Origin of the sequence: Streptomyces sp. NPDC089915, from assembly GCF_040684675.1 — a bacterium.
Taxonomy (GTDB): Bacteria; Actinomycetota; Actinomycetes; order Streptomycetales; family Streptomycetaceae; genus Streptomyces.
On sequence record NZ_JBFBGN010000183.1, the window covers coordinates 1 to 11565 of the forward strand.

Genomic DNA, 11565 nt, shown 5'->3' on the forward strand with positions numbered 1-11565 from the left:
CCCCGCGGCGTCTGGTGCGTGCTCTCGGTGTGCCGGGCGGAAGCCCGCGTACTGGACGTACTTGGCTTTCGCCCGGTGCGGCGAGAGCGCGTGCCGGGCGTCGCGGGGCAGACGGGAGTCTGACGACAGGCCCTAGGGTGGGGGACCAGTCGACGATCAAGGAGCGGTGCGGTGCGGATAGAGCGTCATCAGGTGGACGGAGCGGCTGTCGCGGCGGCCCTGGAGGACTTCGAGGACCGGTTCGGGGCGCGGGTCCGCACGATGTCGCGGGGCGGCCGGATGGCCACGTACGAGTGGCAGACGCTCGCCGAGGACCTCCTCGACCACCTGGGCGCGCTGTCGGTCGGGGCGCCGGCCCTCGACGCACCGGAGGCGGAGGGCTACCTGAGGGACGCGGCCGCGGCGGCCGCGGGCGCGGTCTCGTACGCGGCCTACAACACGTACGACTCCTTCAGCGTCTTCCTCGACCACGTGAACTTCGGGATGAGCTACCGGCCCGGTGGCGAGCGCGACGACATGGACGGGGTCACCCCCTGGGAGTGGAACGACGCGTTCTGCCTCGTGATCCTCGCCGACACGGTCGCGGAGCACGGGGAGGCCTTCCACTTCGCCCGCCAGGAATGGGACGCGAACGCCCCGGGCGAACCGAACACGGAGCTCGTCAAGGGCTTCATGGCCCAGGTCATCGGGGACACCGGGGACGAGGACCAGGACTATCCGCCGAGCGACCGCGAGAAGCTCGCCGCCCTCGACGCCGGGCTGGAGCGGATCCGCGTACGGGCGGCCGGGGAAGGCGGGGAGGGGCTCCTGGGGCGGCCCGAGGCCATGGCGCTGCGGGTGCTGCGCGCCGTGTCCGCCGACGACCGCGAGGCCTTCCACGCCGAGCTGGCCGCGCTCCTGCGGCACCATGGCGCCCAGCCCGGCCCCGTCGCCCGGCCGCGCACGCTCCTCCCGCTGCTGCCGCTCGGCCTGGCGGCGCTCGCCTACCGGACGCACGGCTGGAGGCCGGAGGTGGAGACGGACTACCTGCCGCGGACCCTGGCCACCGGCTTCGAGCCGGCCTGAGCCGCCGCGGGCGGGCCGGACGGCTCGCCCGTGCGGCCGTCCGGCGTGGGGTGGTGGACGCGGGGCGCCCGGTGCGGGGCGCCCCGCGTGGGCGTCAGGTGCCGTCGACGAGGCGCTGGAGGCCCGGCGCGTACAGGTCGGCCAGCCGTGCGGCGCTCGCGTGCGCGCCCGCGCCGTCCGGGCGGTGCAGGCTCAGGGTGGCGCCGAGCCCCAGCAGCTGGCCGGCGATCAGCTCGGCGCGCAGCGCGGCGTCCGGCCCCTCCAGGGCGGCGGTCAGCCGGTCGGTGACCTGCTCGCGGAAGCGCGCCCGCAGCAGGGTGCGCTCGTCCTCGATGCCGAGGGAGAACACCACCCGCAGCAGCGGGTCCCCGCCGAAGCGGTCCCGCAGGTCCACCATGGTCAGGACCAGGTGCCGCCCGAGCTCCGCGGGCGGGGCCGCGAACAGGGCGTCGGCGGCCGCCCCGAAGTCGGCGACCGTGTTGAACAGCGCCTCCTTGCTGCCGAACCGCTTCACGATCAGGGAGGGGCTCACCCCGGCGGCGGCGGCGATGCCGCGCATGGTGACCTCGGCGTACGGCTTGAGCGTGAACGCCCGCCGCGCGGCCCGCGCGATGGCGTCCCGGCCGCTCCCGGCGCCCGCCTCCGCTCCGTCGGCGGCGGCCCGCGCGGGGGCGGATCCGTCGGTGGTGCTCATGCGCTCTCCCGGGCGGCGGTCACGGACGCTGACACCGCGACCGTACCCTCCCGCGCCTCCGTCCCGCGCGGCCGGTCCGACGGCAGGAACAGCGTGGCGACGAGCGCGGCGAGCGCCGCTCCGCCCGCGATCAGGAAGATCAGCAGGTACGCGTGCAGGGTCGGGGCGGTGCGCCCGCCGGCCGTGAACGTCAGATGGGCCAGCACGGCGGCGACCACGGCGCTGCAGCAGGCCTGCCCGACCGACCGCATCAGGGTGTTGAGGCCGTTGGCCGCGGCCGTCTCGCCGACCGGTACCGCCCGCATGACCAGGGCGGGCAGCGCCGAGTACGCGATCGCGGTGCCGGAGGAGACGACGGTGGCGCCGGCCACGATCAGCCAGAGGCTGTGGCTGGTGTAGAAGCGGACCACGTAGCCGACGGCCATGACGACGGAGGCGAGCGCGAGCGCGGTCCGGGGTCCGTACGCGGCGGAGATCCGCGCGGAGACGGGGGAGAGGGCGACCATCGCCAGGCCCCCGGGCAGCAGGCACAGGCCGCTGACCACGATGGAGGCCCCGAGCCCGTACCCGGTGCTGGTGGGCTCCTGCACCATCTGGCCGGTGACGAGGGAGTTGGCGTAGAAGGCGAAGCCGATGAGCAGGGCCGCGACGTTGGTCAGCAGCACCGCGGGCCGTGCCGAGACCCGCAGGTCCACCATGGGGGAGCGGGTGCGCAGCTCGTAGCGGCCCCAGAACAGGCCGAGGAGGACGGAGGCGCCGAACAGGCCCAGGGTGCGGCCGGAGGTCCAGCCCCAGTCCGCGCCCCGGGTGATGGCGAGCAGCAGTCCGACGAGGAGGCCGGTCAGGCCGAGGGTGCCCGGCAGGTCGAAGCGGCCGGGGGAGCGCACGGGGGACTCGGGGACGATCCGCAGCACCAGGAGCAGGTCGATGAGGCCGAGGGCGGCGGAGGCCCAGAACATGGTGTGCCAGTCGAAGTTCTCCATGACCACCGCGGCCACCGGCAGGCCGATCGCCGCGCCGATGCCGAGGGTAGAGCTCATCAGGGCGATCGAGGGCAGCACCCGGTCGGCGGGCAGCTCGTCGCGGATGATGCTGATGCCCAGCGGGATGACCGCGAGGGCCGCGCCCTGCAGGGCCCGGCCGGTGATCAGCACGCCGATGTCGGAGCTGACCGCGCAGAGGACGGAACCGGCGGTGAGGACGCCGAGGGAGGCCAGCAGGACGCGCCGCTTGCCGTACATGTCGCCGACCCGGCCCAGGACCGGGGTGAAGACCGCCCCGGTGAGGAGGGTGATCGTCACCAGCCAGCCGGCGGCGCCCGGGCTCGCGCCGGTCAGCGCGGGGACGTGCGGCAGCAGCGGGACCACGAGGGTCTGCATCACGGCGACGACCATGCCGCAGAAGGCGAGGACGGGGACGACGAGCCGGGCGTGCGAGGCGGGCCGGCCGGGGGCGGATATCGCGGAGGGCATGCTGCTCCAGACGGGGTGGGGGAGCGGGACACCGAGGGGTGCACGGTTGTTCACCCCTCAGGGTAAACGACTGTGCACCCCCGTGTCCGCCCCCGTGTCCGACCCGGTGTCCGACCCGACCCGCCCGGGAATGCGCCCCGGCGCCCGCTCCCCGTGCCCGTCCTCACCCGGCCGAGGCGTCCGGCCCCTCCGTGCGGCAGTAGCGGCGCACCGCCTCCTCGTGGTCCGGGAACAGCGCCGTCAGCTCCTCGGGGCGGCCCAGGGTCATGTCGGCGAAGTCGAACCCCGGCGCCACCGCCTCGCTGATCAGCCCGTGGTCCCCGGCGGCGAGGTGAGAGGCCTTCCAGACCCCTCCCGGAACGGCCAGGGTGAGCAGCTCGCCCCGCCCCGGGTCCTGCCCGAGGACGGCGGTCTCGTACCGGCCGTCCGGGTGCAGCAGGTGATAGGTGATCGGGTCGCCGTGGTGGTGGAAATGCAGGATGTCGGACCGGTTGAGGTGCCAGTGCCCGACCGGCGACCAATGCGTGAGGAGATAGTGGATCGAGGTCAGGGTGAAGCGCTCCCCCTCGGGAGTCGTGATCGGAGGGCGGTGGTCCGCCTGGAAGGTCCGCCGGAAGTAACCGCCCTCCACGTGCGGTTCCAGGGAGAGTGCGTCGATCCAGTCGTGTGCCGTGGGCACGGTTTCCTCCTCGGTCGGGGGTGCTCGCTCGAGTATGGGCCGCGCGTCGCGGACCGCCCCGGAATTCCAGGGGAATTCGAGGACGATTCGACCCGTAATGTGCTGGCCATTTCCGGCATGACCCTATTCTCATTCTTGTCCAAAACTTATGTGCATTCGAGCGGGGTGGAACGGATGGGAATTCCTGTGGACCGAGAATCGAATACCCTGACCGCCCCGCGCCCGGACCACAGCGCCGACGGCCCGGTCTCCTTCGCGGCGACGGCGGTCGAGGTGGCCGGCGACCCCGAGGACGGCCCCCGCCTGCTGCTGCGCGCCGCCCGCCGCCTGTGCGAGGCCGCCGGGCCCGACGCCGGGCTCTCCGAGGCCGGCGGGGAACTCACCGCCCGCCTCGAACCGGGCCTGCACGCGGCGATGTACGTCTCCACCGAGATGCGCCGCGACGGCGCCGGATCCCCCCTGCTGCGCCTGAACCTGCGCCTCTCGGGCCGTGGCACCGCCCCCTCGGCGGCCTCACTGGAACGCTGGTCCGAGGTCTGGCACCGCCAGGCGCTCTCCGTGCACGAACTGGTGCGCGTCGCGGGGGAGCTCCCGCTGATGAGCGCCGCCGTCGCCCGCCTGCGCGCCGGCAAGCCCCTCGCCGGCCACGCCGTCCTCGTCACCGGGCACTTCCTGACCGACCTCGTCCACCTCGTCGGCTGCCTCGCCGAACTGGGCGCACCGCTGGACGCGATGACGGTCCTGCGCAAGGACTACGCGTACCGGTGGCGCCACCGCGTCCACGGCCACCTCCTCGAACAGGGCGTGCGGGTCGCCGACGCCGGCGACCCCACGGCCGTGCACGAGCACACCGAACGGGCCCGCCGCAGGGGCCTGCGCTGCCTGGCCCTGGACGACGGCGGCTACGTCGCCCCCGCCCTCCTGGACCGGGCCCGCGCCGGGCAGCGCCCGCCGGCCGGGGCGGGGGAGTGGGCCGGGGTGGTCGAGCAGACCATGTCCGGGATCTACCGGCTCCAGGGCCGTGAGGCGGAGCTGCCCTTCCCCGTGTTCTCGGTGGCCCAGTCCCGCCTGAAGGGACGCATAGAGTCGTACTGGATCGCCGAGAAGGCCGTGACCACGGCCCTGGAGCTGCTGCCCGCGCTGAAGATCGAGGGCCAGCCCGCCCTCGTCGTCGGCTACGGCAACGTCGGCGCCCAGATCGCCGCCCTGCTCACCCAGCGCCGCATGCGGGTCGCCGTCCACGACGCCGACATCCTCCAGCTCATCGACGCCCACGAGAGCGGCTACGTCACCGACCGCGACCTGCCCGCCCTGCTCGACCGCCACGAGCCCCTGCTCGTCTTCGGGGTCACCGGCCGCACCAGCCTCTCCGCCCGGGAGTTCCGCGCCCTGCGGCGCCCCGCCTACCTGGCCAGCGTCAGCAGCCGCGACATCGAGTTCGACCTCCCCGCCCTGGAGGCCCTGGCCGAGGGCGACCCCGTGACCCGCCCCTCCTCGCGCACCCACGTCCTGCCCGGCGGGGTCGACGTCACGGTGCTGGCGGGCGGCCGGCCCGTCAACTTCCACGAGACCGACAGCATCAGCAACCTGCACTCCGACCTGGTCTACGCCGGCATGCTCACCGGCGCCTGCGCCGTCGCCACCCGCCCCGCGCCCCCCGGACTCGACCGCACCTGGGCCGACGCCGTGCTGGAGGAGTCGGGCCTCCTGCAGGACTACTACGACCGCTACGGCCCCAACGCCGCCTCCCGCCCGGGCACCCGACGCCGCTGACCCCGACGCGCGCACACACCGCCGTACGGACACACCGCTGTACGGACCGCCGGCTCGGCGGCCCGTACAGACTGTCGGGGGTGCGGCCCGTCAGTCAGCCGCAGTCGTCGTACCCTCCGCCCCAGTCGTCGTCGTTGTCGTACCAGCCGTGTCCGTGGCCGTACCCGTAGTCGTCATCGTCCCAGCCACCACCGTGGCTGACGTAGGTGACCGCGTGGGTGGGGACCGCCGCGGAGGCCGTGCCCGCCGCGCCCATGGCGGCGCCGCCGGCCAGGAGGACGCCGATCGCGGATGCCGCGAACAGCCGCTTCACTCTCAGTGCTTGCATGGTTCAGAACCCTTCTCGTCCCTGCGCCGCTCACACGGCGCCACACGGTTTCCGTCTCCTTTCGCCGTTCAGCAGGGAGATTTCGCCTTACCCGATCAATGTGCGGGGGCGTATCCGCCGTCAACGTGGCTGTTCGAGCCACGGACCATGGGCCGGACCGCTCTTCACTGGTCCGTCCGCGTCACCGCAGGCGCAATACCCGCTCTCGCGGTGGCGGACCTCTTCTGCCCATGCTAGTCACCTACCTGTGAGTCGTCACCTCGGGCGGCGGACCGGAACCGGGCGCCCGAATTCCCGGGAAGGGATGTGCCGCTGTGGAACAGGAACGCACGACGTGCTGCGTGGTGGGGGGCGGGCCGGCCGGCATGGTGCTGGGGCTGCTGCTGGCCCGGGCCGGGGTCGAGGTGACGGTCCTGGAGAAACACGGGGACTTCCTGCGCGACTTCCGCGGTGACACCGTCCACCCCTCGACGCTCTCGCTCCTGGACGACATCGGCCTCGCCGAACGCTTCGCCCGGCTCCCGCAGCGCCGTGTCACCTCCGTGCAACTGCCCGTCGGGCCCGACCGGTCGCTCGTCACGGTCGGGAACATCGCGGCGCTGCACGGCAAGTACAACTACATCGCGATGGTGCCGCAGTGGGACCTCCTCGACCTCCTCGCCGACGAGGCGGGCAAGGAACCCTCCTTCCGGCTGCGCATGGAGACCGGGGCCACCTCCTTCCTGATGGAGCGCGGCCGCGTCACCGGCGTCCGCTACCGCACCGCCGACGGCCGCACCGGCGAGCTGCGGGCCACCCTCACCGTGGCCTGCGACGGACGCGGCTCACTGGCCAGGGCCCTGCCCGAACTCGGCCTGGAGGGCTTCGCCTGCCCCATGGACGCCTGGTGGTTCCGCCTGCCGCGCCACGAGGACGACCCCAGCGGACTCCTCGGGGGCCTCGGCGACCGCTTCTTCACCGCCCTGATCGACCGGGGCGACTACTGGCAGTGCGCGGCGCTCATCCCCAAGGGCACGGACGCCGAACGCCGCGCCGAGGGGCTGGAGCGCTTCATGACCCGGTTCACGGGCGCCGTGCCGTGGCTGGCCGGCCGGGCCGGGTCCGTCACCTCCTGGGACGAGGTCAAGCTCCTCGACGTACGGCTCGACCGCCTGCGCCGCTGGCACCGCCCGGGCCTGCTGTGCATCGGCGACGCCGCCCACGCGATGTCGCCCGTCTTCGGCATCGGCATCAACCTGGCCGTCCAGGACGCGGTGGCCGCGGCCCGCCACCTGGTGCGCCCGCTGCGCGAGGGCACGGTGGGGCTGAACGACGTGCGCCGCGTGCAACTGCGCCGCTGGCCCACCACGGTGGCGACCCAGGGCCTCCAGCGGCTCGCCCACGACCAGGTCATCGAGCCCCTGCTGGCGGGCCGCACCGCCTTCGGCGACCCCCGGAGGGCGCAGCGCCTGACGGAAATGGTGACGAACTCCCGCTGGCTCAATCGCGTCCCCGCCTACTTCATCGGCTACGGCGCCCTGCGCGAGCGGCCCCCGAAGGAGTCCCTGCGCTGACCCTCCGGGCAGCGGTGTGGAAGTAGGGTCTCCGTTTATTCGGACTGGCTGGATATGATCGGCATCCTCACCCCACAGGGCCGTGTCGGCAGTTCCCCCATGCCCGCGTCCAGGCCCGTATCCGCCGCTCCCGAGGACCGATGTCTGCGATGGCACCCGAAGGCCCACCGAGCCCGCCGCCCGTCCGGCGCCGCCGCACCGTGCGCCTGCGCACGATGCTGGTGTGCCTGGCCGTCGTCCCCACCGTGGCGATGGGCACCCAGACCGCCGTCACCGCCCAGCGCCTGCTGGCCCAGTCGGAGCACCTGCGCGCCGACGTCGAGGCCGGCGAGCGGATCGGGGTGCCGCTGGTCGCGCTGATGAACGAGCTCCAGGCCGAGCGGGCGCTGACCGCCGCCCGGTGGGCGGGCTCGCCCGTGGACGAGGACGCCCTGCGCGAGCGGAGGACCGCGACCGACCGCGCGGCCGCGGAGTTCCGCCGCATATCGGGCGGCGCCGGCGATACGGCGCAGCACCCCGCAACGGACGGCGGGGACGGCATCGGCGGGGGCCGCCTGGACACCGTGGGCGGGCGCCTCGACGTGCTCACCGCGTACCGCAAGCGCGCCGACGCCCACAGCGGCAGCGCCGAGCAGGTGGTCGGCTACTACACCGGCGTCATCGACGACATCATCCGCGCCTACCAGGACGAGTTCAGCCACTCCGAGGACGCCGCACTCGCCCGGGAGAGCAGGCCCGCCGTCTCCCTGTTCTCGGCCACCGAGATGGTCGCCCGCGAGGACACGGCCCTGGCCCTGGCCGGACCCTCCCGCGAGCTCGCCGCCACCGGCTTCTCCCAGTTCCTCGACGCCGTCGGCACCCACCGGTACCTCTACGACACCTGGATCGTGCCGTACCTGCCGCCCGCCGAACTGGCCGCGTACGACAAGCTGGCCGGCTCCGACGCCTGGCAGACCAAGCTCCGCATCGAGAACGCGGTCATCGCCAACCACAAGGACACCGCGACCGGCGTGAAACTGCCGGCCGACGTCGGAGAGTGGCCCGCCGCCTACCGCGCCTTCGCGCCGCGCCTGGCCGAGCTCAACACGGACCGGGCCCGCAGCGTGTTCGCCGACGCCGACGCCAAGGCCTCCGACCTGGAGTCCGAGGTCCTCTGGCTGATCGCGGCCAGCGGCGGGGCCCTGCTGCTGGTCACCGCGGTCGTCGTCCTCACCACCCGCTCGGTCCTGCGCCGCCTCGGCCGTCTGCACAGCCGCACGGTCGCCATCGCCGAGGAGACCCTGCCCGACGTGGTGGCCCGCCTCCAGCGCGGCGAGGCCGTCGACGAGGAGGCGCTGCCGGCCGTGCGCGGACGCCGGGACGAGGTCGGACAGATCACCGACGCCTTCGCCCGCGTGGTCGCCGCCTCCGTCGACGGACACCGGCAACTCGCCGCCGAGCGGCACGGCTTCGGCCTGTTCGCCTCGGGCATCGCCTCGCGCACCGGCAACCTCGTCAGCCGCCAGCTGAGCCTGACCGAGGACCTCCAGGACACCTTCGGCCACGACGAGGCGCTCCTGGCCCAGCTGATGCGCTCCGACCAACTGACGGTCGGCATGCGCCGCCAGATCGAGAACCTGCTCATCCTCGCCGGCGGTGAGATCCCCGACCCGCACACCGACCCCATGCGCGTCGCCGACCTGCTGCGCGAGGCCGCCGCCGAGGTCGAGGACTTCCGCCGCATCGAACGGCAGGCCCTGGACGAGGCCAGCGTGCAGCCGCACGCGATCAGTCAGATCAGCCACCTGCTCGCCGAACTGCTCGACAACGCCACCCGGTTCTCGCCGCCCCGCTCGAAGGTGGTCGTGCGCGCCGAACTCGTGGCCGACGGGCTGTCCGTCGAGATCGAGGACCGCGGCCCGCGCGTCTCGCCCGCCGGCTACGAGGCCATGAACGAGCGCCTCCACTCGGCGCCGCCGTACTCCGTCCTCGCCGAGAACGCGCACCGCCTCGGCCTGTTCGTCGTCGGCCACCTCGCCGACCAGCTCCAGGCCCGCGTCACGCTGCGGCGCTCGGTGTACGGGGGCACGGCGGCCGTGGTGATCCTGCCGGGCTCCCTGCTGGCGCCCGCCGCCGCGCGACCCGAACCCGGGCCCCGGCCCGGACGGGACCGGAAGCCCGCGCCCGCGCCCGCACGCATCCCCGTACGCGAGCCCGCGCCCGCACCGCCGCCCGTCCGCGCACCCGCGCCGGAGCCCGCCGCCCCCGCGCCCGCGGCGGCCCTGCCCGAGCGGGCCCTGCCCACCCGGGCCACGGCCGCCGGCGGCCGGCCGGCCCTGCCCGAGCGCGTCCCGCAGACCCATCTCACCCGGCAACTGCGCGGCCCCCGCGCCCCGGAGCCGGACACCGGTCAGGACGCGGCGACCCCCGAAGAGGTGGCCGACGCCTGGGCGGACTACGAAGAGGGGACCAGGAAAGTGGAAGAAGAGCTCGGAGCGGACCAGCCATGACGATGACAGCCAGCGACATGATCTACGGCATCCTGGACAACAACCTGAGCAGGATCGCCGGCATCCAGGGAGCCGTGCTCCTGTCCAACGACGGCATCAAGCTCAGCGCCTACCTGCTGGAGCGGGACCAGGCGGAGCGCATCGCGGCCGCATCCTCCGGCATCGCCGCCACCATGAAGGCGATCTCCCGGGAGATAGACGGCGGCCGCGTCATCCGCCAGCTGGTGGAGATGGACGACCGCTACCTCTGCGTCGTCGGGTGCGGGGAGGGCAGCACGCTCATCGTGGTCACCAACCGCAAGGCCCGCCTCGGCGAGCTGGGCGGCGAGGCCGTCCGGACCGCGCAGGCGCTCGGCGAATGGCTGGGAACCCCCGAGCGCACCTCCGCGCCGACCACCTGATGCCGGACGAGCCGCAGCGCCGAAGCCCTCGCCGGACCCGGCTGTACGCGCTCACCGACGGCCGTACGACCGCCGCCCCGCAGACCGTCCTCACGATGGACACCACCATCGTGGCGGCGGTCCCCGCGGACGAGGACGAGGCGGGGCTGGCCACCGAATGGCGGGCCGTCCTCGCCCTGTGCGCGCCCCCGGGCGGGATGGCGGTCGCCGAGATCGCCGCCCGCATGCACATGCGCCTGACGCCGATGACGCTGCTGCTCGGCGAACTCGCCGACCGGGGGCTCATCGACCACCGGCCGCCCCTGGAGGGCGCCGAGACCACCAATGTCCACCTGCTCATGAAAATCAGGGACAACCTTGCCCGGATATGACACCTCCGACGCCCCCGACGCCCGGGGGGCCGCCCCGGTCAAGATCCTCATCGCCGGCGGGTTCGGAGTCGGCAAGACGACCCTGGTCGAGGCGGTCTCCGAGATCGAGCCGCTGCGGACGGAGGAACGGCTGACGAGCGCGGGCGTCGGCGTCGACGACCTCGACGGCATCGAGTCCAAGACCCTGACCACCGTCGCCATGGACTTCGGCCGGATCACCCTCGCCGACGCCGGGGTCGTCCTCTACCTGTTCGGGACCCCCGGCCAGGAGCGGTTCTGGTTCATGTGGGACGACCTGCTCAGCGGGGCCCTGGGGGCGCTCGTGCTCGTCGACACCCGGCGCCTGGACCGGGGCTTCCCGGCGATCGACTTCTTCGAGAGCCGCGGGCTGCCGTTCGTGGTGGGGGCCAACTGCTTCCACGGCGAACAGCCCTACACCGCCGAGGAGATCGCCGCCGCCCTGCACCTGCGCGACCCGGCCACGCCCGTGCTCCTGCTGGACGCCCGCTCCCGGGCGGACGCGCGCGACTGCCTGCTGTCCCTGCTCGACGTGGTCATCGCCCGGGCGGGAGTCCCGGCCGGCGCCTGACCGGGGCCGGAGGGGGACGGGGTCAGCGGGGCGCGGGGCGGTGCGCGGCCAGGGCCCCGCTCTCCTCCAGCAGCACCCGCAGGGCGTACTCGGCGGCCCGGTGGCGCAGGAACACCTGCGCACGGGTCCCGGCCGCCAGGTTGCGTGCGGC

At 73.9% G+C, this 11565-nt stretch carries 11 protein-coding genes; 7 read left to right on the top strand and 4 right to left on the bottom strand.

Annotated elements, in window-relative coordinates:
• The first annotated feature begins 192 nt into the window (after positions 1-192).
• On the top strand, positions 193-1065 hold the full coding sequence (locus AB0O29_RS31890) for an Imm49 family immunity protein (protein ID WP_365158665.1): 873 nt from the start codon (positions 193-195) through the stop codon (positions 1063-1065).
• Between the two features lie 94 nt (positions 1066-1159).
• Here the strand turns inward: AB0O29_RS31890 and AB0O29_RS31895 are convergent, their stop codons facing one another.
• The 3 genes from AB0O29_RS31895 to AB0O29_RS31905 all read right to left on the bottom strand — a co-directional run bounded on the left by AB0O29_RS31895 (position 1160) and on the right by AB0O29_RS31905 (position 3910).
• Positions 1160-1759, bottom strand: a complete 600-nt coding sequence (locus tag AB0O29_RS31895) for a TetR family transcriptional regulator (RefSeq protein ID WP_365158668.1) — start codon at positions 1757-1759, stop codon at positions 1160-1162.
• Positions 1756-3231, bottom strand: a complete 1476-nt coding sequence (locus AB0O29_RS31900; RefSeq protein WP_365158693.1) for an MFS transporter — start codon at positions 3229-3231, stop codon at positions 1756-1758. Before AB0O29_RS31900 ends, AB0O29_RS31895 begins: the two co-directional genes overlap by 4 nt.
• 163 nt (positions 3232-3394) lie before the next feature.
• Complete coding sequence (locus AB0O29_RS31905) at positions 3395-3910, bottom strand: cupin domain-containing protein (RefSeq protein WP_365158671.1); 516 nt, start codon at positions 3908-3910, stop codon at positions 3395-3397.
• A 186-nt stretch (positions 3911-4096) separates the two neighbouring features.
• On the opposite strand from AB0O29_RS31905, the gene AB0O29_RS31910 reads away from it, so the two are divergent.
• Complete coding sequence (locus tag AB0O29_RS31910; protein WP_365158674.1) at positions 4097-5683, top strand: hypothetical protein; 1587 nt, start codon at positions 4097-4099, stop codon at positions 5681-5683.
• A 94-nt stretch (positions 5684-5777) separates the two neighbouring features.
• On the opposite strand, the gene AB0O29_RS31915 is transcribed toward AB0O29_RS31910, so the two are convergent.
• Positions 5778-6011 carry a hypothetical protein gene (locus AB0O29_RS31915; protein WP_365158676.1) on the bottom strand — a complete coding sequence of 78 codons (234 nt, stop codon included), beginning with the start codon at positions 6009-6011 and terminating at the stop codon, positions 5778-5780.
• A 314-nt stretch (positions 6012-6325) separates the two neighbouring features.
• Between AB0O29_RS31915 and AB0O29_RS31920 the strand changes: the two genes are divergently transcribed.
• The 5 genes from AB0O29_RS31920 (at position 6326) to AB0O29_RS31940 (ending at position 11414) form a co-directional block, all read left to right on the top strand.
• Positions 6326-7564 carry an FAD-dependent oxidoreductase gene (locus AB0O29_RS31920; RefSeq protein WP_365158679.1) on the top strand — a complete coding sequence of 413 codons (1239 nt, stop codon included), beginning with the start codon at positions 6326-6328 and terminating at the stop codon, positions 7562-7564.
• 149 nt (positions 7565-7713) lie between these two features.
• Entirely contained in the window at positions 7714-10053 is a 2340-nt protein-coding gene (locus AB0O29_RS31925) for a nitrate- and nitrite sensing domain-containing protein (protein WP_365158682.1), read from the top strand.
• Positions 10050-10454, top strand: a complete 405-nt coding sequence (locus tag AB0O29_RS31930; protein WP_365158685.1) for a roadblock/LC7 domain-containing protein — start codon at positions 10050-10052, stop codon at positions 10452-10454. The genes AB0O29_RS31925 and AB0O29_RS31930 overlap by 4 nt, the downstream gene beginning before the upstream one ends.
• Positions 10412-10825, top strand: a complete 414-nt coding sequence (locus AB0O29_RS31935) for a DUF742 domain-containing protein (protein WP_365158688.1) — start codon at positions 10412-10414, stop codon at positions 10823-10825. The genes AB0O29_RS31930 and AB0O29_RS31935 overlap by 43 nt, the downstream gene beginning before the upstream one ends.
• On the top strand, positions 10812-11414 hold the full coding sequence (locus AB0O29_RS31940; protein ID WP_365158690.1) for an ATP/GTP-binding protein: 603 nt from the start codon (positions 10812-10814) through the stop codon (positions 11412-11414). Before AB0O29_RS31935 ends, AB0O29_RS31940 begins: the two co-directional genes overlap by 14 nt.
• The last annotated feature ends 151 nt before the right edge of the window (positions 11415-11565 follow it).

Coding starts and splice junctions, on each gene's coding strand:
- AB0O29_RS31895 (WP_365158668.1), bottom strand. CDS start 1,759: ATGAGCACCACCGACGGATCCGCCCCCGCGCGGGCCGCCGCCGACGGA.
- AB0O29_RS31900 (WP_365158693.1), bottom strand. CDS start 3,231: ATGCCCTCCGCGATATCCGCCCCCGGCCGGCCCGCCTCGCACGCCCGG.
- AB0O29_RS31915 (WP_365158676.1), bottom strand. CDS start 6,011: ATGCAAGCACTGAGAGTGAAGCGGCTGTTCGCGGCATCCGCGATCGGC.
- AB0O29_RS31925 (WP_365158682.1), top strand. CDS start 7,714: ATGGCACCCGAAGGCCCACCGAGCCCGCCGCCCGTCCGGCGCCGCCGC.
- AB0O29_RS31930 (WP_365158685.1), top strand. CDS start 10,050: ATGACGATGACAGCCAGCGACATGATCTACGGCATCCTGGACAACAAC.
- AB0O29_RS31935 (WP_365158688.1), top strand. CDS start 10,412: ATGGCTGGGAACCCCCGAGCGCACCTCCGCGCCGACCACCTGATGCCG.